General features: G+C 66.9%; 17 protein-coding genes and 2 pseudogenes. 7 read left to right on the forward strand and 12 right to left on the reverse strand.

Annotation, left to right across the window (positions count from 1 at the left end; all coding sequences use genetic code 11):
- Window positions 1-56: 56 nt before the first annotated feature.
- The 4 genes from IE172_RS30535 to IE172_RS30550 all read right to left on the reverse strand — a co-directional run bounded on the left by IE172_RS30535 (window position 57) and on the right by IE172_RS30550 (window position 1,677).
- Complete coding sequence (locus IE172_RS30535; protein WP_190100571.1) at window positions 57-317, reverse strand: hypothetical protein; 261 nt, start codon at window positions 315-317, stop codon at window positions 57-59.
- Window positions 314-619, reverse strand: coding sequence for a DUF6247 family protein (locus tag IE172_RS30540; protein ID WP_190100630.1), 306 nt, complete (start codon window positions 617-619; stop codon window positions 314-316). Before IE172_RS30540 ends, IE172_RS30535 begins: the two co-directional genes overlap by 4 nt.
- A 154-nt stretch (window positions 620-773) precedes the next feature.
- On the reverse strand, window positions 774-1,160 hold the full coding sequence (locus IE172_RS30545; protein ID WP_190100572.1) for a hypothetical protein: 387 nt from the start codon (window positions 1,158-1,160) through the stop codon (window positions 774-776).
- A 196-nt stretch (window positions 1,161-1,356) separates the two neighbouring features.
- Window positions 1,357-1,677 (reverse strand): hypothetical protein, encoded by a 321-nt coding sequence (locus IE172_RS30550; protein WP_190100573.1) that lies wholly within the window; start codon window positions 1,675-1,677, stop codon window positions 1,357-1,359.
- Window positions 1,678-2,326: 649 nt separating this feature from the next.
- Here IE172_RS30550 and IE172_RS30555 point away from each other — a divergent pair.
- Window positions 2,327-3,598: a hypothetical protein gene (locus tag IE172_RS30555; RefSeq protein WP_190100574.1), complete on the forward strand. Its 1,272-nt coding sequence runs from the start codon at window positions 2,327-2,329 to the stop codon at window positions 3,596-3,598.
- Window positions 3,595-4,752, forward strand: a complete 1,158-nt coding sequence (locus IE172_RS30560) for a hypothetical protein (RefSeq protein ID WP_190100575.1) — start codon at window positions 3,595-3,597, stop codon at window positions 4,750-4,752. Before IE172_RS30555 ends, IE172_RS30560 begins: the two co-directional genes overlap by 4 nt.
- 159 nt (window positions 4,753-4,911) lie before the next feature.
- Here IE172_RS30560 and IE172_RS30565 read toward each other — a convergent pair whose 3' ends face one another.
- The 4 genes from IE172_RS30565 to IE172_RS30580 form a co-directional block, all read right to left on the reverse strand.
- Entirely contained in the window at window positions 4,912-5,445 is a 534-nt protein-coding gene (locus tag IE172_RS30565) for a DUF6262 family protein (RefSeq protein ID WP_229886597.1), read from the reverse strand.
- Window positions 5,442-6,005 (reverse strand): hypothetical protein, encoded by a 564-nt coding sequence (locus tag IE172_RS34935; protein WP_229886599.1) that lies wholly within the window; start codon window positions 6,003-6,005, stop codon window positions 5,442-5,444. The genes IE172_RS30565 and IE172_RS34935 overlap by 4 nt, the downstream gene beginning before the upstream one ends.
- A gap of 122 nt (window positions 6,006-6,127) precedes the next feature.
- Window positions 6,128-7,306, reverse strand: a complete 1,179-nt coding sequence (locus IE172_RS30575; RefSeq protein WP_190100576.1) for a hypothetical protein — start codon at window positions 7,304-7,306, stop codon at window positions 6,128-6,130.
- Complete coding sequence (locus IE172_RS30580; RefSeq protein WP_190100577.1) at window positions 7,303-10,665, reverse strand: hypothetical protein; 3,363 nt, start codon at window positions 10,663-10,665, stop codon at window positions 7,303-7,305. The genes IE172_RS30575 and IE172_RS30580 overlap by 4 nt, the downstream gene beginning before the upstream one ends.
- Window positions 10,666-10,698: 33 nt before the next feature.
- On the opposite strand from IE172_RS30580, the pseudogene IE172_RS30585 reads away from it, so the two are divergent.
- Together IE172_RS30585 and IE172_RS30590 are read left to right on the forward strand one after the other, a co-directional pair.
- Window positions 10,699-13,536 (forward strand): annotated as a pseudogene (locus IE172_RS30585) (polymorphic toxin-type HINT domain-containing protein); the annotation flags it as partial.
- A gap of 1,017 nt (window positions 13,537-14,553) precedes the next feature.
- Complete coding sequence (locus tag IE172_RS30590; protein WP_190100578.1) at window positions 14,554-15,033, forward strand: HIT family protein; 480 nt, start codon at window positions 14,554-14,556, stop codon at window positions 15,031-15,033.
- A 550-nt stretch (window positions 15,034-15,583) separates the two neighbouring features.
- Here IE172_RS30590 and istB read toward each other — a convergent pair.
- The 4 genes and pseudogenes from istB to IE172_RS30605 all read right to left on the reverse strand — a co-directional run bounded on the left by istB (window position 15,584) and on the right by IE172_RS30605 (window position 19,689).
- Complete coding sequence (gene istB, locus IE172_RS30595; protein ID WP_229886601.1) at window positions 15,584-16,393, reverse strand: IS21-like element helper ATPase IstB; 810 nt, start codon at window positions 16,391-16,393, stop codon at window positions 15,584-15,586.
- Window positions 16,390-17,730 carry a Mu transposase domain-containing protein gene (locus tag IE172_RS30600; RefSeq protein ID WP_229886603.1) on the reverse strand — a complete coding sequence of 447 codons (1,341 nt, stop codon included), beginning with the start codon at window positions 17,728-17,730 and terminating at the stop codon, window positions 16,390-16,392. Before IE172_RS30600 ends, istB begins: the two co-directional genes overlap by 4 nt.
- A gap of 233 nt (window positions 17,731-17,963) precedes the next feature.
- Window positions 17,964-18,173 (reverse strand): annotated as a pseudogene (locus IE172_RS35590) (hypothetical protein); the annotation flags it as partial.
- Window positions 18,174-18,348: 175 nt separating this feature from the next.
- Window positions 18,349-19,689 carry a tetratricopeptide repeat protein gene (locus IE172_RS30605; protein WP_229886605.1) on the reverse strand — a complete coding sequence of 447 codons (1,341 nt, stop codon included), beginning with the start codon at window positions 19,687-19,689 and terminating at the stop codon, window positions 18,349-18,351.
- Between the two features lie 149 nt (window positions 19,690-19,838).
- On the opposite strand from IE172_RS30605, the gene IE172_RS30610 reads away from it, so the two are divergent.
- The 3 genes from IE172_RS30610 (at window position 19,839) to IE172_RS30620 (ending at window position 22,755) form a co-directional block, all read left to right on the forward strand.
- Window positions 19,839-20,066 (forward strand): hypothetical protein, encoded by a 228-nt coding sequence (locus IE172_RS30610; RefSeq protein WP_229886607.1) that lies wholly within the window; start codon window positions 19,839-19,841, stop codon window positions 20,064-20,066.
- Window positions 20,067-20,539: 473 nt separating this feature from the next.
- Window positions 20,540-22,012 (forward strand): asparagine synthetase B family protein, encoded by a 1,473-nt coding sequence (locus IE172_RS30615; protein WP_190100580.1) that lies wholly within the window; start codon window positions 20,540-20,542, stop codon window positions 22,010-22,012.
- Window positions 22,009-22,755, forward strand: coding sequence for a class I SAM-dependent methyltransferase (locus IE172_RS30620; protein ID WP_190100581.1), 747 nt, complete (start codon window positions 22,009-22,011; stop codon window positions 22,753-22,755). Before IE172_RS30615 ends, IE172_RS30620 begins: the two co-directional genes overlap by 4 nt.
- Window positions 22,756-22,892: the final 137 nt, after the last annotated feature.

Genomic DNA, 22,892 nt, shown 5'->3' on the forward strand with positions numbered 1-22,892 from the left:
GAAACGACCTGTCCCCGATAGTTGCGATGCCGGGGTCAGGTCGTTGCCACCGGTGGCTATCCGAGCCAGGTGATGGTGAGGACGGACAGGCGGCGCAGGGGGCGGTTCACCCAGTAGGTGAGGGAGAGCTGGCCGACGGAGGCGTGCCGGACGTCCTCGCCCTCGGGGTCGTCGGTGTTCCACTGCCGGAAGCCCCACGGATCGGCCGAAGCGGAGTCCAGGACGTCCCACACCATGTCTTCGACGTGTTCGGGCAGGGTGTCGAGGACCTTCGCGGCCGGGGCGGAGAGACGGACCGCGTACGGCTGCTCGGTCACTGGCGCCGCCCGCGGAGTTCTGCCATGTCGATGAAGTCGCTGTCGTCGTAGCCGGAGGCGACGAACGCGTCGACGGCCGAGGCGGAGGCGAGGCGGCCCTGCCACTCCTGGAGGACCTCGTACAGCCCGGCGAGGGAGAACGTGCGCCGCGATTCCTCGAGGGCGGCAGCCCACTCCCGCTCGAAGGCCGGCACCCAGGTGTCCGCACGCCGGTCGGCGCGCAGCCGGGCGAGGAGTTCGGCCGGCGCTCCGGGCGCGGGGGCGTACGGCGTGACGGGTGCGTGGTCGGGCTGCGCGCTCATCTGGTCCTCCCGGCAGGTCGTCACCTCACGGTACGCGAGCCGGATCGCCGTGGATGCGGGCATGGGCAGATCCCTCCTGCGGGGTGAGGTGCGGCACGAGGGCGGGCCCTGGCAGTTGCGATGCCGGGGCCCGCCCTGTGGTGTGCCGCTCGGATCAGGCGGCGGGGCCGAGGGCCAGGGTGTAGTGGCGGCCGGTGTCCAGGCGGACCGTGATGGTGTCGCCGTCGGCGATGGCGGCCCGGTAGGCGGAGTGGGCCAGGAGCGTGGGGACGACGACGTCGCGCAGCACGTCGGCGGCGGGGCCGTCGGCCGGGGCCGGGGCGTCGGCCGGGTCCTGGAACACCTCGCCGTTGGGGCCGTCCTGGAAGTCGAGCACCCAGGAGCGGCCGGCCGCCGTGAAGACGATGTCGCCCTGAACGCCGGAGTCAGTGACGCCGCTGACGCCCGGGTGGTCCTCCAGGACGTCGGCCAGGCGCACGGCCTCTTCGTCCACGGCGGTCAGCGGGCTCTTGGCGCGGTCGATGGGCGTGAGCCGAAGCACGATAGGTGTCACCTGTGGCATCGCCCTACCTGCGGCTTCGACCGGCGAAGCACGGTGGTTGCCGCCAAGGCGGCGCGCTGTCTGTTACTAACAGCGCGCAGCGCAAGATCAATGTCGCCACTCCGGTGCTCCGCCCATCGCCTGAGCTGCCCCGGGGTCCCGGCGGCGGACAGGCCATGCCGGACGCTTCGACGGGTCACAGACCGGGGACGTCCCCGGCCCTCTTGAGCACGGAGTCGAGCGCCTCCACCACGGCGTTGCGCTGCCTCGCGCGCGTCGCCCGGTCTGCCGGCACCAGCCGCGCGGCGGCCTGCGCGGCGTAAGCGTCCGGGTCGCCATAGGCAGTCCGCGGGTGCTCTCCTGTGTCCGTGCAGTGGACCGTGACCTCCTTGACCGCCTGGAGCACGACTGCCCGGTCCACGCCTGGCTGTATGGCCAGCCGCACCTGGAAACGCGCCATCCACTTCTCGCGGTCCTTCTCCTCCGCCGCGTCCGTCCTCTGATCCTTCTTCGACACGTGCTCTCCCGGGTGATCGGCAGCCGTCCGTCATTGAGCTAGATGCCGGGTCATCGAAGTAGGTTGCGGAAGAGAGCATCTTATGACTCTCAAGTGATCGCCGGGGACCCTCACATACGGGACAGCGCTTAGCAGCTGCTGCGCCGTCGGGTCCACGGCGCCGACCACGACCATCTGGCATCGCGACGTGACCGACGGAAGCTACGCCGGACTAATCTGCGGCCCGCTGGACGACCCCGGTTGGACGCAGGACGAGGTCGACACCGGCGTCGAGCTCCCCAGGCGGCTGGAAGTTCGACGCCGCTGCTCTGGGGCTGGAGCCTGTGGCCAACTGATGCTCAGGAGGAAGTCGCAGCTCAGTCGCTGTTTCCAGGAGTTTAAGCAGTGCGACAGGTGTGGTGCTATCACCGAATTGAGTGATCGAGACGGAGGCTGGATGACCTTGTTTCGGCCGAAAGAGGTCACCGGGGGACTTCGGGAGATGTGACCGATGACGAGCTGCTGCGGGGCGTGACTCCGGCGCGATCTCTACAATCAGTTGTGTCGGGGGCTGGCGCGCAGCCCGGGGTCGCCGCCAAGGGGCCAGTCTTCCGCCGCGAGGGGGCTGGAAGGCTAAGTCGGCATGAGTGCCTGAGTGGCAGGGGGTTCGATGGAGAACTATGAGGCTGGGCTCAGGAGCCAGGATGTTCACCAGGGGTTGCGCAACATGGACCCTCACTCTCCGGCTCTCGTGCCGCTGACGAAGACTCGGCTGGTCGGCAGTGCCGCGGACGTCGCTTCTCTGATCCGAGGGCGGGAAGTGGTCCAAGATGTGTCCGCTCTGCAAGTGATCGCGGTCAGGGAGCTCGACGTGGCTCCGTCCTCGTTTGAGCAAGTGTTGGACGTCCTTGAGACGGCTGGCTTTATCGATCTCGCCCGCAATAACCGAGGTGAGCCCGTCGGACTCACTGAGAACGTACCTGTTTACCGGACGCTCTACGAGGATCTTGGGTCGGCATGGAGAGAGAGCCGACCCCGTCAGATCGAAGAGGAGATGCTCGCAGTTGTGCGACGTCTTGCAAAAGGGCCGATTCCGGTTGAGTCGCTTGTCTCGGAAGTGGGGGTCGGCTCAAACCCCGACGAGATCGTCATGCTGGGGCGGGATTCCAGCATCCTCAGAGTTGAGTCGACGCTCGACGGGGACATCCTCTATTCCCCTTTCTCTGCATTCGAGAATCCGTCAGTTTTGAATGACCTGCTGATGGAGCATGGGAGCACCCAGATGCAGGACGAGTTCGAGAAATTGCATGGACATCAGGGCCTCCCTATTACGGCAGGCGCCTATCCCATGCTCACGGATGCTGTCGCCCGCGGGCTCATCTCTGCACCATCGGTTGCGCTGCCGGACGGGAAAGAGATGGCCTTTGCTGTCCTTCCTTATACTCTGGACCGGGAGCTGCTCACAGGGAGAAAACCGGTTCTGGACAAGGCGTTGGCAATTGTGGCGTGCGTGAGGTGTGGCCAACAGTTCGGTGGCTCCACGAATGTTGCTAGCGCACTCTCGATTATCGATACGTTGCTTGACCCGGCAAGGGGGCGGCTGTCACCTCACAGCTCCCATGAACGCCAGTACGCTTTGATGCGAAATCTTGGTGTTATCCGATTTGATGCTGACCCGTACCCTGGAGGCACATGGGTCCAGCCGGTATTTGTTAACACTCGGGATAATCGTGAAGCGATGGGAATCGCGCGCGAGTTGATTGCTTCCGGTGAGATGATGACTGGCAGAACTCCGTCTCTTGAGACGCGAAAACTGCTTGACCTGGACGCCTCCTATCTGCGTCCTATTCAGACGGTCTCCCGGACGCGTGCAAGGCCGGATGTCAGTCCCGCCCAGTACCGTGGCTTCTGGGACGCGCTGATGGGAAGGGGATCACTGTGAGTGAGCTGGATCTGGAGTTGAAGGCGCTCGGGCGGCGTCTTCTGTGGACCATGGGGTTCTCCACCAGGGTTGACGTCCAGATGCGCTCGTATGTCCCCGTACGATCTCGCGGCGGGAGGACCAGCGCTGGTTTCGAGTCATACACCGACCTGGATGTTCTGGGTATCGCCTTCAGCCCCGGCTTCCAGACACAGCGTGTGGTCATCGACTGTAAGACAACAAAGTCGGGTTCGACCGAGAGGATGTTTTGGCTTCGAGGTCTCGCCGATTTTTTTGAAGCCGATATGGCGTACATGCTGCGTAGCAAAGCAGTCACCGATTCGGCTCGACAGTTGGCCTTTCGGTTGAAACTCGGCGCCTTGCTCCCTGTCGATGTCCAGGAGATGGAAAAACTCCACAGAGTGCCATTCGACTTCAGGCAAGGGCCTTTGGCGCAACTATTTGACCCTCCCTCGGTCGCGCTGCAACTAGAGAAGAGTAGGCAGGTTGACAGTCGCCTCCAGTCACTCATGGAGTATCTGGAGTTCGATTATTGGGTTTACGATCCATATCGAAATGTCTCCCAGATGGTCGCCCATCTTGCCGATGTGCGAAATTTCCTAAACCCGAATAACCCGCGCCACCTGGCCATCCTGTTTGACTGTATTTGGCTTTATTTGGTGACCTGCGCCAAAGCTATTGAGTACGTCCGAGTTACTCACATCTCGGACGTGGACCAAAACCTTCAAGCGTACCTGTTTGGCGGACAAGTTGGCCTCAGGGAGAAGCAACATTTGGCCGCCCAAATGCGTGACTTCGTTGGTAGTGACCCTTCTTTGGGAAGCGTTCTTCCGGACTGGTATCCGAGGCTTTTGGAGCTAGTTGGTCGATTGATTCGGAATCCGTCCATGTTTGCGGCGGCGATGCGTTATTCCGAGTGGATGAATTTTTCTCTTACAATCGACGCTCCGCTCAGCATCCGTGACGCTTTTGGCAAGTTCTCCCAGCCCACGGCGGCGAAACTAGTGGCAGATGTTGCAGGTTTTCTGGTAGCTGCGGCAGGGCTCAAGCCAAGTTTTCGACAAGCTGCGCGGTCCTTTGTTATTGACGACTTTCTTGTTGAGTCGCAGGATCAGCTCCCAGGGCAGCTTTCGCTGGGTGATTCCGAAGAGTAGTTGATGAACTGTTCGGTAATGCCCGCCCCTGGTTTTCACACTTCCAACATGCGTGAGCGTCGCCCTCGGACCCATGACGGCCGAGGGCGACGCCAAGGGCGCGTGCATGGGCAAGGGCATCTGGACCACCACTGAGGACTGGTGGAGCTGTGTCAGGTGTCATGTTCGATTGGACGTGTCTGCGTTCAACGCCCGAGTCAACCCGCGGTTGGCGCCTCGCGCCGCAGCGAGCTCTTCGGCTCGTTCGTCGGGTTGATCGCGTACTTCCGCGAGTTCTTGCTCAAGCATCGCGATGCGCCGCTGTAGCTGGTCGACATCGGTCGGGGCGCCGAGTCCGGAGTCGGCCCATGCAGAATCTCCGAGCGATTCGGAGAGGCGTCTCTCCAGTTGCCGGACCCGCTGGGTGAGCCATGTGTTGCGCTCCAGCGCGTTGGCTAGGTCGGGCTGGAGCGAGGCCCTGGTCACGGTTGCCTGCCACCCTTCGGGCGGTGGGCTGGCCGCGGCGTTGTGGACGTGTTCGAGCAGGTCTCGGTGCCGATAGAGAAAGGTGCGGTCGACCCGCGCCGCGCGAGCGAGCCCGGACACGGTGATGTCCTCGCCGCTTCGCAGGGCCGCGTCGATGGCCTTGAGGACGCGTGCGCGCCGGCGGGCCGAGTCGGCCCGCTTTCCTTCGATCATGGGGGCGGCGGTCATGAGGCTCTTCCGGGACGGAGGTCGGGCAGAGGCTGGCGGATCTTCGGCATCCCAAGCGCGACGACGTGGCGGCTGTTGCGGACGAGGCCGACGGCCTGCTCGATCTGGGTCCGGTCTTCATCGCTGAGACCGTCGAGGTCCTCGCGGACGCGGCGGACCAGGCGTCTCACCCGGGTGATCTCCTCATCCGAGGGCATCGCTTCGCTCTTGGCCCAGGAATCGGCGTCCGCGAAGGCCGCGAGCCGTTCCCGGTTCCGCAACAGATCGGCCAGATATGCCTCCAGGTCCGGCAGATAGGACACGTCGGTGCGGAAGTGTCCGCAGCCGACGCAGCGGGACCGCACCGGGCAGTCGTGGCCGCCGGCCGCGACGTTCGACGGCTCGGAGCAGACACCGTAGGGAACGGCGACATCGCCGACGGCTCTGCGGGCGTGTTCGGAGTCGAGTAGGTTCTTGGCCTGGCGCCAGACGCGGTTGCCGTGCCGGTCGAACTGCGTGGCGGTGACGCGGTCGATGTGACCGGACGGTAGTCCAGCACCCTCGGCTCGCCTCTTGAGCACGGCATGCGCTTCCTCCACCCACTCCGGCATGTCGCAGGCGCGTTGAGGTTCTGGGGAGTCCGGGGCGGACCCTTTGGAAGGGAGCTGTGGGGGGCGGGGACGCGGGCGTCGCGGGGGTGTTCTCAGTCCTCGTCGTCGGGGATGTCGTCGTCCTGGGCTACTGACATGTGACGGACGTTGATACCTGCCTGGCAGCGGGCGGGGCCGATGGCGGCGTGCAGGCTGGTGAACACGTCTGGGCGGATGAGCAGGTCCGCTCCCGCGACCATGGGCAGCAGCGGTTCAAAGCCTCCGTCGTGGACGAGGTGGCCTCGCCACTGACGGCAGATGAGTGCTTCCCCTGCTGTGTCGCTGAGGCTGAATCCGCAGATGCCGCCTGTGGGTTGAAGTCCGAGTGCCGACACGACGCTGGCGGCAGGTGCAAGGACGTACGGGGGCAGGCCGGGACCGCTGCGGCGCGGGGGCGCGTCGACCATGGGCGTGGCGCCAGCGTCGGTGAGGGCCACGAGGGCCTGGTTCGTGATGCTGAGGTGCTCTGCTGCTCCTGCCTGGGTAAGGGCGGGTGCCAGGCGCTGCAACGGGCGGGTCCACAGTTGCCAGGGAGCCTGGGAGAGGGGCAGCGTGTCGGGGGGTGGATCGTCGCCAGCAGCTTCGAGACCGACGATGATCAGTACTCGGCGGGCGGGCTGGTCGGGGTAGCGGCGTGCGGGGGTGTGTTGCCGCTCGATCAGTCCGATCTGTATCCAGCCCGCGCGTGGCCCCTCGTCCACTCGGGCCAAGGCCCCGGCGCCTTCCGGCAGGGACCGCAGGTCCGCGACCGCAGCGAGACCGGGCGGCGGCCAGGGCGTTTGCTCCTGGCTGTCGTTGAACCAGGGCGCGGGATCGAGTGACCAGCCAAGTGCTTCGGGGCGTGTCAGGGGGCGGGGGATGCGGGCGAGTTCGCCGCGCAGGGCGGGGCGGGCATCATCGCGCAGGCGTGCGGCCGTGCCGCGTTCGAAGGCCTGGGCGTTGACCAGGTGTCCGGCTTGGGCGAGCGCGGTACGCAGGCCTGCCGCGGCCTTCTGCAGGGCGTCTTCGGCGGTGGCCCGATCAGCGAGGTAGGCGTCGGGGAACCGGCGGCTGCTGGGGTGGGTTAGTAGGTCCAGTTGGGTGCGCATGAGCGGCTCGAGATGGCCGGGGATGGCTGCGGCCACGAGGTCGATGACGGCCTCACGCAGTCCGGGAGCGGGGCCGGTGGCGTCGATGCGGGCGCCCAGGTAGTGGTCGACGAGGTGGGCCGCATAGCGCTGGGGGTCTTTCATGCGCCCTCCTGGGTGCGGAGTTGGGCGGCGATGGTGTGGGCGAGTGTCGGATGGGCTGCGGTTGCCGGTGGGGAGGGAGGCTCGTGTCCGGCGCTGGTGAGGACGGCGGAGGCTTCCACCCGCACGGACAGCATGTCGCTGGTGCACAGGGCGACGAGCTGCTCATGCAGTGCGGCATCCAGGGGCCCGTCTGGCAGGTGACTGTGCAGGACGGTCAGGAGCCAGGTCAGGGGCCCTGCGCCGAGGCCGAAGGACAGGACGTGCGCCAGCGCGGCCTGCGCCTGGCGGGGGCGGGCGGCCAGCAGGACCGTCGCCGCGAGCAGGGCGCGGCGTTTGTCGCCGCGTTCGGGCAGGGCGATGGTGGCCACGGCAAGGCGGCACAGCGCGGTGTCGATGTCGTGCTGCGTGGCCGGCTCCGGCACCGGGTGGTAGACGTCGTCGCCGAGGCGTGCGTCGCCCGGCAGACGGTGGGCGATGACGTCATACGCGGCATCCCAGCAAGCGAGCGCGTCGGCAGCGGGGGGCCGGGAGGCATCCGGGGGCTGGATGGCGAACGCCGAGACCAGGGCCTGGCTGACGCCGACGGTGCGGCCGTAGGACGGGTTGGCGACGGCGTTGGCCACCTGGTTTGCGAGGTCCTGCCTGGCGACAGCGGCATCCGCGGTGTGCGCCTGCTGCCATAGCTCCAGACGGTCGTTGCCGGCGAAAGAGCGCCATCCGCCGCCGCCTCGGATCTTGGTGTAGGCGAGCATGCCCGCTGTCGCGGCGAGCGGGCCGAAGACGTCGGGGGCGATGCCGCGCCGCAGATAAAGCCCGGCGGCCACATCGGCCAGGACGTCGACGGGGCCGGAGGCGTTCATGTCCTGGGCGATCCGGTGCAGCAACTGGGCGGCCACGTCCGGCCCCTGGCTTTCGGTGATCTCCACCAGCCGCCATCCGACCGCGTTGGCCAGCGCATCGGCCGACCACCGGGGCCCCGGCGGATCGTCGTACGCCTTGCTGGCGCAGTCACGGACCGCGGCCAGGACACCGGCCGCGCCCTCTGGCAGCACGGGGCGCTGCTGGGCGTCCAGAAAGACGCCCGTCGGGTAACGCCCTTTGGGGCCAGACCAGTTGCGGGAGGATCTGCTGGGCACGGGCCTGGGCGTCCAGGGCGGGCCGCCCTCACCGCCCAGACGCTGTGCCGCCGCACACAGGGCAGGACTCAGCGTGTCCCCGGCCAGATGCGATGCATGGATCAGCGTCTGGTCGTCATAGGTGGAGGTGATCGCGTTGGCGAGCACCGGCATCAAACGCAGAGCGTGGGCCGCGTCATCGCCGGGCAGGTCGGCAAGCCGGCCGAGCAGGGCGATGTCGGCGTCGCGATTGCGGCCACTGGGGCCTGCGGCGATACGGAGCGCGGCCAGGACGACGGGGTCAGCTGCGTCGGCCTGCATGGCCAGCAGCTGCCGGTGGGCCGCGTCCACCCGGGCATCGGGCAGTCCCGGCTCGGTCAGCAGCACCCGGGCGGTCAGCTGCGCGGCGGCTCGCGGATCCAGGCGTGCGAGAAGACGCCACCACTCCTGTGGTGTTCCCGCAGTGCCCCGCCCGTCGGTGCACTCCGCAACGAGATACACAAGCGGCTGCGTACGCGCCAGCCGCACCCGTGCCTGAACCGGGTCGGCCTGCACCAGCTGGGGGAGGGGCTCCAGCAGTTCCTCGATGGTGATGTCCTTATGGCCGCCATAGGCGCCCATGTAGCGGGCGGCACGTTCCCAGCAGCGCCGTGCTTCGTCCAGGTCGCCGCAGGCGAGGCTCACGCGAGCCATCTCGAGTTCGAAGTGGGCGTCCTCCGCATACATCGACCGGCTGGCGGCCTGTGCCGTACGCAGCGTGCGCATCAGCTCGTCAATGACCGCTGCCCCGGCCTGGCCCACGCTGTGAGCCAGCAGGGACAGCAGCTCCGTGGTGATCAACGGACCCGATCCGGCCATGCCCATCAGAGATGTCGTGGTGCGCTGGCTGACGGTCTGCAGGGACGTGATGCCCAAGGCGACGTCGTTGCCGCGCAACAGGGCGACGGCCTCGTGCAGCACCTGCCGCACGAGCCCGTGGATGTCCATGAGTTCGCTGGCATTGGGCCGGCCCGTGAACGCGGCCGCGTGCCGGGACAGTTCCTCAAGCGCCACACGTACGGCGGTGGACGCGCGGTCGGCGGGGATGCGGCCCGCATCGACGTCGCGGCCCAGACCGAGCGTGGTGACGGCGAACCGCAGCCAGGCACGGAAGAAACCCTCGCCGTCCAGGAGGGGCAGCAGCCGGGCGAGCGCCTGCGGATCAGCGGCCTGGGCCACCGCCAGCAGCGCAAGCCACCTGCTGACCGGCCCCGACAGATCGCCGTGCCGGCTGGTCAGCACCGCGTGGGTTGCTTCCTGAAGCACCGGGGTGACATCCCCGCCAAAGACCTCCTCTGAAAGATCCTCCGCCGGCACACCGTGGTCCAGCAGACGCCGCGGATCACACGGAGCGCTGGCCCAGGCAGCGGCGGCCAGCGTGCGCGCCGACGGCAGCATGCTGCTCGCACTGTCGCGGGCGTCGGCGAGATGCAGCAAGAGCGCCGCACGCCGCTCGGGATGCTCGATGAGCGCCGCGCTCTCCAGCAGCGGCTCGGCGCCGAGGCAGTCCAGCAGCACACCGAGCGCCGGTCCGGGGGAGTCCAATGCCTCCTGATCAAGGAACCGGGCCACCCGCTGAGCAAGCGTGAGCGGATGGTCTTCCGCCGACTCGCGCTTGTCGGCGCCATGGCCAGGCAGCCTGCTCCGCCCCCGCAACTCCGCCAGGAACACCGCCCCATCATCCGCGGAACCGTTGTGGCCGGACTTACCACCGCGATCTTTGTCCCAGGCCGTCAGATACGCCTCCCACGGGGCGGCTAACCCGGCCCGGTCGACCGCTGCACACAACTGCAGGCCCCACCGCGCCGACAGCGTCGGCACCCCCTCATACAACAGGCCCGCTGCCACATGGTCGGCTCCCGACAGCGCCACCAGCACATCCGCATACGGCACCAGGGAACCCGGCAGGCCTTCTTCCTCATAGGTCGACCGCGCCCGGCTCAGTTCGATGCAGCGCACCAGCGTCGGCCAGTCACAGCGTGCCGCCGCCCACCGGGCAACGACGGCCAGGGTGTGGACGATGGCCTGCGGCGGCTGCAGGCCGGCGATCGCACGGGAGAGGAAGTCGGGCCCGATCAGCAGGGCCAGGTCCTCGTCACGGCCCAGCGCGGACAGGAGTTCGGGCAGGTGCCGGAAGGCACGCGCGTCCGTGAAAAACCCGCGCTTCGAAAGCCACTGGGCGGCCTGGGTCCGGACCTGGTCCACCCACCGGGAGTCACCCTCGGCCCGGCGCACGAATCCCGCACCATCTCCGACATCCGCGGCCGCACCCTCGAGACCCGTGAGTACGCGGGCAGCGCGCCGGCCGACCCCCAGTACGGCGACGCCCCAGGCACCAGCTACGCATCCACGAAGTACCAGTACACCCGCGACGGGTTGCAGACGCGCATCACCGGCCCGGATGATGCCACGTGGTCCTACACGTACGACCTGTTCGGGCGCCAGACCTCGGCCACCGACCCGGACCAGGGCAGGAGCACCACCCAGTACGACGCGCTCGACCGGGTCGTAAAGTCCACGGACTCCCGCGGGAAGGCGATCCTCACCGCCTACGACGTCCTCGGCCGTCCGACGGCGACCTGGGCCGCTTCCAGAACTGACGCCAACCAGCTCACCGCCACGGGCTACGACGACCTGCTCAAGGGCCTGCAGTACAGCAGCACCCGCTACGTGGGTGGGAAGAGCGGCCAGGCGTACACCGACACGGTCACCGCATACGACACGCTGTCCCGCCCGGTGGCCAGCAAGCTGGAACTCCCCTCCGCCGATCCGTTCGTAAAGGCGGGCGCACCGGCGACGCTGCAGTTCGAGACCGCCTACAACCTCGACGGCACCCTCAAGCACACCAAGGAACCGGCTCTGGGGGGCCTGCCCTCCGAGATCGTCGAATACGACTACAACAAGCTCGGACAGGTCACCTCCGTCGGCGGTTCCACCGGTTACCTCCTGAACGCCGACTACTCGGCAATCGGCCAGCCCACCCAGCTCACACTGGGCACCGCCAACACGGCCGACCACAAGAAGTCCTACATCAACAACCGCTACGAACAGGGCACCGATCGCCTGATCCGCAGTTTCGTCACCGACGACACCCACGGCTACCAGCTGCAGGACCTCAACTACACCTACGACCAGGCTGGCAACGTCACCTCCATCGCCGACCCCACGACACTCGGCGGCACCAGCAGCGCCGAAACCCAGTGCTTCGCCTACGACGGCCACCGCCGTCTCACCGAAGCCTGGACACCCAGTTCCCAGAAGTGCTCCGACCCCCGCAGCACCAACAGCCTGTCCGGCCCGGCCCCGTACTGGACCAGCTACACCTACAACGAGGCCGGCCAGCGCACCACGGAAACCACACACAAGGCCGCTGGTGACACCCGGACCACCTACTGCTATACCAAAGCCGATCAGCCGCACTTCCTGACCGGCACCACCACCAAGGGCGACTGCACCGGCCCCGAAAAGGCCTACACTCCCGACGCGACCGGGAACACCGTCAAACGCCCCGGTGCGAAGGCAGCCCAGAACCTGGTGTGGTCCGAGGAGGGCAAGCTCGCCAAGCTCACTGAGGACGGCACGGCCACCGACTACCTCTACGACGCCGCCGGTGAAATTCTGATCCGCAGCACCGCTGGCGGTGAGCGGGTGTTGTACGCCGGCGCCACCGAACTCCATCTGCGCGCCGACGGCACCACCTGGGCCCAGCGCTACTACACCGCGGGTGGCCAGACCATCGCCACTCGCTCCAACGAATCCCTCAGTAACAAGCTCACCTACCTGGCCGGCGATCGTCACGGCACGATGTCCCTGGCCATCAACGCCGACGCCACCCAGACCCACAGCAAGCGCTACACCAGCCCCTTTGGTGCGGAACGCGGCAAGCCCACCGGCACACCATGGCCCGACGACAAGGGCTTCCTCGGCAAGACGAACGACGACACGACCGGCCTCACCCATATCGGCGCCCGCGAATACGACCCGCTGATTGGTCAGTTCATCAGCGTCGACCCTCTCTTGAGCCTCGACCAGCCGCAGTCGCTCAACGGTTACAGCTACGCCAACCAGCACCCCGCCACGGCCTCGGACCCGACCGGCCTCCGAGAAGGCTGCGGTGCCACGTACGCCACCAGTACGTGTGCATCTCCAGTCAACAAAGCGGTCAGCGGCGGAAACCCCGGCAGCCCCGGAAATTCCGGCAGCAAGAAGCCCTACGGCGGCGCGATCGGCGGCTACCACGACGTTGGCTACGGCCCTTCAAAGGCACGCCATTCGTCGCCGTGGATGCCACCGCCGCCGTCCTACTTCGAAGTCGTAGCCGCACCGGGGCCCGAACCCGACCAGTTCGAGCGAGCTTTCTCCACGGCCCTCGCGTATTTGCAGGATGACCGGGCGTACAACTACCTGCCGACCCACCAGATCATGGCCCTGGCCGGCGCGGCGACCTGCGAGGAGTACATCGAACGCTCCACGGAACTGCACCGCTACTTCGCCATCGACCTCCTGTACTCGCCGGAATTTATCGAGTCGATGGGGCCCATGGTCGGCACCATCGGAGGAACCCCGTACAGCCTTCGCGGCAAGGGAAACCCTCCGACGAGCGGGCCGTGGAAGGAATCGCGCGGAATCCCGTGCAACAAGTGCTTCCTCGCCGGAACCGACGTCCTCATGGCAGACGGCTCCACGAAGGACATCGAGGAGGTGGAACTGGGCGATGAGGTACTAGCAGCCAACCCCCTGACTGGCGAGCTGGGCCCACGGGAGGTGACTCGCCTCATCCGCACCGAGGACGACAAGCACTTCAACATGCTCTCCATCGCTACTGACGACGGCATCGCGGAGCTCACGGCGACACACGAGCACCCGTTCTGGTCACCTTCACAGCAGAGCTGGACAGCAGCAGGCGACCTCACCTCGGGCATGACCCTGCTCACCGACGACGACCGCACCGTCATCGTCACCGCCAACAAGCCCTTCACCAAGCACGCCCGCACGTACAACCTCACCGTCGACGACCTCCACACGTACTATGTGCTAGCGGGCGAGACTCCGGTCCTCGTTCACAACAGCAACTGCGGCATTCATGCATCTGTCGCCTACCAGGACTGGGCGACGAAGGGCGCTCACATCCATGTTGGAAACATGGAGGTTCGGATCTTCCCGAACGACAAGGGAGGAATCGGAGCCGAGCCAATTCGCCTGAGAAATGGAACCGCGAGTGCGAAGGATGTTCAGAAGGTTCTCGACGAAATCCACTCCAACCCCAGCCTCCGGGCCGACATCATCCAGAAGGCCACCAGAGTGAGAGAAGACATGAACGCCGGGGCGTACGGGATGCAGCAGAATCGCGCGGCTGAAATGCACTTCATCATCAAGAACTTGGAGAAGATGGGATGAGCGCTCTCCGGTTCTGCGCCGATGTCCTGGAGCAAGGTTTGGTCTGCGGCGTAGGGGTTGATTCCCGCCCCGCGGATTGGGACGAGGCGCTCGGTGCCGACTACCTGCAAGACGTCAGGAAGGGCAGGATGCGCCGTGACTACGGGCTTGTTGAGCTCTCGTTCCTGAGGCTCTCCGGGGAGTGGCTGTGTACTGAAATTAGCATTCAAGTGCACCGGCTCAATTCAACTCCCGACCCAGTGATCCCGGGTGCCATCGAGGGTCTCTATGGAGAATTCGAAAATCGAGTTTCTCTGGACTCTTTGTCTGGCTTGATAGCTCGCGAAGGAGTTCACTTGGCATCCATTGAGGATCAGTCTCGGGATTGGTATTCGAGATTTACTGCGGAGGAGTCGTCCGCCATCGTTCATGTCGTTTCTGGGTCGAATGGCCCGGTTGGCGACTTGAACGCAGGAGACGTCTGGTCGATTGCCATCTCACGTGACTACGCCCGGTGGCGACTTCCCGTCTCGTAGAGGGCATCTTGATGGGAGGCTCTGCTGAATCGTGCGCTCGCACGGTTCCCGGGGCAAGGTTGATGGGGATCTTTGAAAACGGCCGGGGCCGCTCCTCACCCCACTTGCTTGGTCTTTGAACTGAGTGGGGAGGATGGGGATCGAAGAGCGGTCCTTGATCGCCAGAATGTAGGTTTTGGCCATGACTGGTGACTGGCGGATGGACCGGATCGGGACTGCGCTGAGGGGCGAGAACCCGACCGTCCTGCAGCGGCTGACGTCGGGGTTCGCGGTGATCGGGGACGTTCAGTTCCTGCCTGGCTACTCGGTTCTGCTTGTGGACGAGCCGGATGTGCAGCGGCTGTCGGACCTGCCGAGGGCGAAGCGGCTGTCGTTCCTGTCTGACATGGACCAGCTCGGCGAAGCGGTCGAGCGTGCCTGTCGGCGGCTGGACCCGGCTTTCCGCCGGGTCAATCTGGAGATCCTGGGGAATACGGACCCGTTTTTGCATGCGCATGTCTGGCCGCGGTTCGATTGGGAGCCGGCCGATGTGGTGGGCAAGCCAGTGTGGCTCTATCCGCGTGAACGGTGGAGTGACGACCAGTTCATGCTCGGTCCGCAGCACGACGCGCTGCGGGATGCGATCAGCAGCGAACTGGACCAACTGCGCTCGGTAACGTGAGTGTTGCGGGCCCGCCGACCGTCAGGTCGGCGGGCCCGCAGATCGGTGACGGTCAGCCGAAGCTCACTGGAGGCGTCTGAGCGGGACGATGTCGGTGACGCGGTTGGTGATCGTGGGGCGGGCGGCTTCCTGGGTGGCGAGCAGGGCGACGATCGTGACGGGCTGGTCGCAGTGAGGACAGTTCCGGACTGCCGTCGGTGCCAGAGGGTCGATGGTCCCGGGGGCTGTCGGCTGCGGAGCGGGCGGAAGGGCTCGGGGATGTTCGCCGAGCCGGCGTGCTCGTTCTTCGTCGCGGGTCCGGTTGCGTTGCCTTTCTGACTCGCGACGGCATTCGGGCGAGCAGTAGATCTGGCGGAGTCGGGGGTTGGCGGTGAAGATGCCGTCGCAGACCGGGCACGTGTGTGCGGCCAGGCTGGCGGGAGCGCGTCGGTGGGCGGCGCTCTTGCAGCGGGGAGAGCAGTAGATCTGTCCCGGGCTCGGCATGAACTCGCCTGCGCAGACTGGGCAGTTGATCGGTCTGGGGGTGAGCTGTTCGTCGTTGTGGGTGGGGTCAGGAGACACGTGCGTTGACTCCCTTGCGCATGGCGTCGGCCTGGTTCTGGTGGCCGCGAAGCCGGTAGGAGGGTCCGTCGATGCCTGCGACGGCAGCTCGGTGCAGGAGCCGGTCGAGCATGGCGGCGGCGACGGTGGCGTCGCCGAAGGCTCCGGCCCAGTCGGCGATCCCGACGTTGGTCGTGAGGATCGTGCTGGACTTGAGATACCTCTGGTTGATCACCTGGAACAGGGCCGAGGCGCCGTCCTCGGGCAACGGCAGGTAGCCGAGCTCGTCGATGATCAAAAGCTTTGGACCTGCGAAGAAGCGCATGCAGGTCTTCCAGCGGCCTTCGAGGGCAGCCTTGTGGCACTTGGCTGCGAGTTCGGCGGCGGTTGTGAAGTAGACGCGGTGGCCGGCGTCGACGGCCGCTCGTCCGAGGGCGACGGACAGCATGGTCTTGCCCACTCCGGGAGGGCCGACGAACAGTACGTTGAAGGCGTCGTCGAGGAAGCGGAGGGTGGCCAGGTCGCGGATCAGCTTCTCGTCGACGCCGGGTTGGGCGGCGAAGTCGAAGTCGGCCAGGGTCCAGGGCTCGGGCAGGCAGGCGAACCGTTCCCGGGCGGCGAGCTTGCGGGCTTCGGTGGCTTCGACCTCGATCTCCAGGAGCCGTTCCAGGGCTGCGGTCAGTGACATCCGCTCGGTGCGGGCCTGGTCCAGGACCCGGTTCAATGCCTCAGCTGCGTCGTTGAGTTTGAGGTAGGACAGGTGGCCTCTGAGCTGCTGGAATCGGCGGGCTTCGCTCACCTGCATCGGTGACGTACTCACTCCGGACTCTCCTCCTGCTTCGGTGAGGGGACACTCCGCAGCCGGTCGGCCACGGCGGCATAGTGGGTCAGGTCGATCACGACCCGTTCGGCGGAACTGCCGGCGGTCGGCCCTTCGCGCAGCCGCTCGGCTTCAGCCAGGGCTGCGGCTGACGGCGGTTTGCGGATCTTGCTCTTGCAGGGAGCCCGGTCGGAGAACGAGGACAGCACCGCCCGCTCCAGCGCGATGACATGTCCGTCGTCCCGGACGGTCTGCCCGGCACCTCGCGGGGCCCGGCGGTGACAGGCGACGACGGCCCGGCCGGCGGTGACGATCCGCAGGTCGTCCTCGCCGAGCCGGTGCAGGACCTTGACCGTGACGCCGGGCAAGCCGGGCGGGACGGAGTAGAAGTTGCCGTCGAAGGCGACCAGGCTCTGCGGGCTGACGGTCCGCTCGACCTCCAGCTCGGCCGGGAACGGCCGCACCGGGATGTCGAGCAAGGGCTCGGCCGCGGCGAGCTCGCCGACGGTGGTGACCGCTCCGTCGATCCGCCGGCGCCGGTCGTCCATCCGGACCGAGAGCTTGTCGACCCCGGACTGGGCCTGCACGACCGTGAGCCCGTCGGGAACCGTGCGCCACCAGCGTTGCGCGGCCGAGTGGTTGGCCTTCTCAACCACTCCCTTGCGGTTGCCGCGGCGAGGTGGGCAGATGTCCACCCCGACCCCGTAGTACTTGGCGACGGCGGCGAACGCTGCAGTGACCTGGCCGCTTGAGGGGTAGCAGACGGTGGCCATCCGGTCGAAGCGCCACCGGCAGGCGGTTCCGCCCAGCTTGCGCACGACATCGTCCAGGGCCTGGACCAGGTGGGGGAAGTCCTCCGATTCCGCCAGCACCGCCCTCCATCGGCCCGAGTGCGCGAGGGCCCCGACCAGCAGATGCGCGTGCTCACCCGACCCCCACCCGTCGGGCGGATCGGGCAGCTCCAGCCAGTCGAACTGGATCTCCTCACCCGGCGGATGCGCGATCACCGCGACGTTGCGGCCGGTCGAGGTATGACAGGGCTCGCAGTGCGGCCGGACGCGATAGCGGCGAAGGGCGCGGGTGAACGTCGAGTACGCACCCTGATAGCCGAGCCCCACCACCTCGTCGAACAGCGTGGACGCCCACAGGTGCGGGTCGTCAGCAAGGCGCTGGCGGCAGTACGGAAGGAACGGCACGAACGCATCAGGCGGCTGACGCCGCTGGCCGGCGGTCCGTTCACCGTTCAGATAGGCCCGGATCGTCTTGCGGTCCCGGCCCAGATGCCGGGCGATCGCCGAGATCGTCCATCCCTGCCGACGCAGTGCATGAGCATCCACGTCTTCCTCCCGCGTGAGCATCCAGGCCCCCGGACAGGCCGAACTTGCGCACGCAGGCTTTCCGAACTAACCGTCAGATACGACGACACACCGGGCAAGATCACACGATGGGTGGGGAGATCAACAGAGCAGGTTTGCCCCACCCGTGAGTAGCAAGTGGGGAGATTCAAGAAGCGCCATCAAGGTATGCGCCAGCAAATATGAAGCCTCGTCAGGCGACGCCTGGCGGGGCTTCAGCATGGGGTGACGGCAGTCCTTGACGGCAACGTCAGCATACAAAGACTGCCGCATCTGGTGGTTCGTTGCCGCCCACTCCCCCTGCCCCGATGCGTGCCGCGTGGTTCCCGGACGATGCCAAAGCCATTGACGGCGTCTTGCTGGAGGCGGAGACGGACGTGGGCGTAGACCGAGGCGGTGACGCCGATGTGGGCGTGGCCGAGGAGCAGCCCATCCCGCTGCCGAGCGGCCAGGCGGGAGCGGGGCGGATGCTGTGATGGAAGGAAGAGGCGTGGTTGAGGCCGGTGCGGGGTTGCTGGAAGCACACGTGGCGGGTGATCTGTCGGCGCACCCGCTGTCGTGGCTGACTTTCTGTGGCTGAGCTTGAAGGAGCGACGGGGATCAGGTGACCAGCGACGGTGGTGCGATCGTCCGTGCTCGGTCGTACAGGTCGAGCGCCGTTGCGTTCTTCAGATGAGGGCGCAAGAGACCGAACATCGCCTTCACGCGCTCGTCGGCGCGGCCGGACTGCACCTTGGGGTAGTCGTCGAGGGCCTGGTGCCAGGTGACGCAGGCCGCTTCCAGGTGGCCGAGTTCCAGCTGCCTCTCGGCCAGCAGTCCGCGACGGTGTACTCGTGTGCGCTGGTACGCGCTGGGGCGGAGCCGGTCTGCTTGTTGCATTGCTTCGACGGCTCCGGCCTTGTCACCGAGTTCGTAACGCACCTGGCTTACGTGGTAGTTGAGCGAAGAGGGGTCGTACGAGCCGAACGCCTTGCCGCGTGACTCGGCACGGTCCATGGCCGCCTCGGCCTCCCGGATGTAGCGCAGCGCGCCCGCACGGTCGCCGGTCTGTGCGGCGGCGTGTGCCTGCTGGCCGACGAGGAAGGCCAGCATCCGAGGGCCGGCTTTCGGGGAAGCCGCGGCAGCGGCATCGGCCAACTCCATAGCCTTCGCCCCGTGGCGGAGGTCGACCGCCTGGACACTCATGCCCCGCAGGGTGGTGCAGTACGTCAGGTGGTCCTCGGCAGCGCCTGCCAGCTCCAGGGCCTTGACGTAGTAGCGCTGCGCGAGACCGTGCAGACCTTCGTCCACGGCCATGTAGCCGGTCAAGTAGAGCAGGTCCGAGGCGGCGGACAGGATCGCCTTGCGTACATCCTCAGGCGCGTCAGCGCGCAGGTACGAGGCCACAGTGTTGACCATGAACGAGGCCGCCATAGGGCGTGCGTGACGGCCGCCGAACTCATCGTCCAGCTCCGAGACACGCTCGGTCATGGCAACGACCATGTCCACTTCGTTCATGCCGATGCGACTCGTGCGGCCGGACCGAATGGCATCGGCACGCCCAACCACATCAGGCCAGCCGGGAATGGTGACGGCCACGGAGAACAGGCCGGCACCCAGGACACTGCGGCGGGACGGGTCCATATCCAGCCTCCCCAGGTCGATCACCCCCTCCACGGTATCCGCAGCCGCGGAGGAGCGATCGCGTGGAACCGGCAGCCCGGCCTCGGCATGGGTGACGGGTCGGCCAAGGCGGCGGGAGAGAGCTTCGAGGATGCATCCGCGCACCGCGCCGCGAGGGACGGTGCCCCCGAGCCAGTGACTCACCGCCGACTCGTCATAGCGCAGGGGGATTCCGGTCTCGGTACCGACGCGGTTCACCGCCCGCGCGAACTGGCGGTGAGTCCAGCGGCTCTCGGTGAGCAGGCGCCCGAGCGCCCCGTTCGGTTCACGCTTGGCCATGCCCTCAACTCCCCGTGACCTTGCGAACTTTCAAGGCTTTCAAGTCCTGGCGCTGCGGCAACCGTACCGCTGAGCGTGGTCGTGCGGTTGCGTAGAGGCAGCAGGCAACGGCGAGTCCTCGCCGCAGCCGTCGTCGGAAGGGCTGAGGGATGAGAAGCGAAGCACGGGCCCGTCTGGCCCGGATGACCGAGGAGCGGGGCATGGACGGGGTGTTGAGGATCGACACCTACGAGGGCGCGGACCTGCCGCCGGGTTCGAACCGGTTCTCGCCGTGTCTCTGCCCGCGGCACGGGAGTGCCACGCCCGAGTACGGCGCGGAGAAGCTTAGCGTCGCAGTACGCGAGGCCAACCAGCGCAGCCGCGGAGAGCGGCTGTGAACCGGTTAGCCGCAGCCGTCGGCCGCTACGCCGGACCACTTCTGATCATCACCATCTCGGGATCGGTCGGCTTCGTTCTGGGCGTCGCCGCCGCATCCACACCCGCCTGACTCCTCCCCGTTACGCATCCAGGCTCCCCACCTGTGATGAGGGAGGGCCCGCCGTCGGAAGCGGTGGGCACCGCGTCCGGCTGCCTTCTTCGCAAGGGTCGGGCAGCCGGACGGGTCCAACTCCGCAGCATCCGCCGCGGAGTCCACTGAAAACCGTAAGGGAGAAAACGATGAACGTGGACGAGCTGTTCACCGGCGACCTGATCACCGGCGTCCCGGCCGTCGAAGCCGCGCTGCTCGACAAGATGCCGGGCGGCGGCGACAACAACGGCGACCACTGCAGCAAGTGATCCAGGGCTGACGCCAGGCGGGGCGGGGCCGTACGCGGCCCCGCCCCGCCGCACGACATCGGAAAGGGACGACATGCTGTCGATGCGTCTGCGCCTGGATGATCTCCAGGAGCCCAAGTGGAGATCGCAGGGCGGCCGTTGGATCAACGGCGAGAGCTGGATCGAGCCCGCGAACGTGTCCACTCTGGTCATGGAGGTCAACGACGACCAAGCGCCGCGCGTACGGGTCCGGGTGAAGGAGTGCAAGCGGGACGAGGCCGACTTCGTCGAACTCACCATGGAGCCGGGACAAGCCCGTCTGTCGGCGGGTGTCTTCGGCACTGCCCCGCTCTATCTGACAGAGAAGGCCGAGGAACTGCACGCCTCGTGGGACCTGACACTACTGCGACCGTATCTGCAGGCCGATCGCCTGGTGCCGCGCGTTGTCGCCCGAACGCTGACGAGGCAGCACCGCTACACGTCCGAGACGCTCTTCGAAGGCGTCTACCGCCTCACCGAACGGGCAGCGGCCACGTTTACCCCTTCGGGACTCAGCATCCACTACCCCGACCCCGCCGAACACGTACTTGAGCCACGTACGCTGCGTCCAGGCGTTGCTCCACTCGCCGCTCTGGACGAGTTGCTGACCGACGTGATCCGCCAGGCGCCGACGGCAACCGGATGCGTGGGCGTCGAGCTGTCCGGCGGCGCGGACTCCGGGAACGTCGCCCTGGCCATCAAGGGGGCCCGCTTCCCCGAGGTGTACAGCTTTGGCCTGCTGGTGGGAGGAAGCACCGGAAGGCAACAGAGCGAGCGGCGTCGGGCCCTTGTGGAGCACTGCGGCTTCTGGGACACGGCCACCCCCGCCATGCGGCACCCACCCTTCTGCGCTGGAGGCGTGCGCGATCTGTGCAAGCCGCACGATCCGGCGGGAGCCTTCTATCAGGAGGCCTTCGACGTCGTTCGCGGGCAGGCAGCCGCCCGGCGGTGCGAAATCATGTTCACAGGCAGCGGCGGTGACGAGATCAACGCCCACCACTCCAGGACGCGGGCCGAACTGCCGATGCCCGAACCCGTACCGTGGCTCGGAGTCAAGGCAGCCCGAGCGCTCACCGAGGTGAACGAGCACCTGGCGCCTATCCCGGTACTGCCCGTACCGACCCTGATGGCGTTCGGGATGCACAACCCTGGATTCCTCCGGGCCGGAATCTGGCCGGTGAGCCCGCTCGTGCACCCGCGGATCGTGCGGTTCATGGAGCAGCTGCCGCGCGAGCACAAGCGCGGCAAGGCGCTGTTCCGCGAGCGGATCAGACGGGCCGGGCTGCCCGAGTGGGTAGCCGCGCCGGCCGAACCGGAGAACTTCCTGGCCGCCCTGGAGAAGGGCCTGCGGTCCTACGGTCTGCCCGTACTGGACGACATGCTGGAGGAGTCCATCCTGGTGGATCTCGGCTACGTTGACGGCAAGGCGCTCGCCGAGGCACGGAGGGATGCCGAAGCTGCCCCGGTCGTTCCTGATCTGCTATGCGACGTGCTCGCCCTGGAGATCGGACTGCGAAGCCTCATGTGACCAGCCCCGACACGGAAGCCGAGCACGTGGAAGCCACCAACATCCTGTACCGCGATCCTGCACTCTACGACGTGGTCCAGTCCGACAGTACGAGCGCCGGAATGTGCCAGACCCTGATCGAACTGCACCGCCCGGACGCCCGGACCCTGATCGACTTCGGATGTGGCACCGGCCGGGACCTGGAAATCCTGGCCAAGCACTTCGAGTGCATCGGCGTGGACCTGCAGCCCGGCATGGTCGACCACGCCCACCAGGCCCGGCCGGAACTGGACATCCGTACCGGCGACATGCGCACCGTACGACTAGGCCAGCGCATGGACGTCGTGACCTGCATGGGCAACAGCCTCGCCTACGTGCACGACAACAACGAGATCGACCAGGTCTTCGCCACCTTCGTGGCCCACGCCCAGCCCGGCACACTGCTCGTGCTGTGCTCCCCAATCGCCCCGATCACCCGGACCGAGCCGACCACCGCCACGGTGGACACCCCGAGGGGACGCGCTACCGTCACCATCCGGCACGAGTGGGACCTGCGGACCCAGATCAACACCATGCACCGGCACTGGGCGCTCCCCTCAGGTGCCGAGGCCCGAGACGAGATCCGCAGACGTGTGTTGTTCCCCCGCGAGCTGGAGCGCTACGTGGAGGGCGCCGGCTTCAAGGTCCTGGACATGCTCGACGGCACAGGGGAAGGGCTCACCGGCTCAACCGCATACACCGTGGCCCGATACACCCGGCAGTGACCGGCGGAGCGGGAAGTCGCGCCAGCGCCAGCCACCTGACCCCTGACGGCAGTAGCGACGGCAACAGCCACGGATTTCCACGCACAACCACGGACGCCAGCGGAACGCAAAACCCGCGCTGACCAGCGAAGAAGCAG

Origin of the sequence: Streptomyces griseoflavus (genome assembly GCF_014649995.1) — a bacterium.
Lineage (GTDB): Bacteria > Actinomycetota > Actinomycetes > Streptomycetales > Streptomycetaceae > Streptomyces > Streptomyces griseoflavus.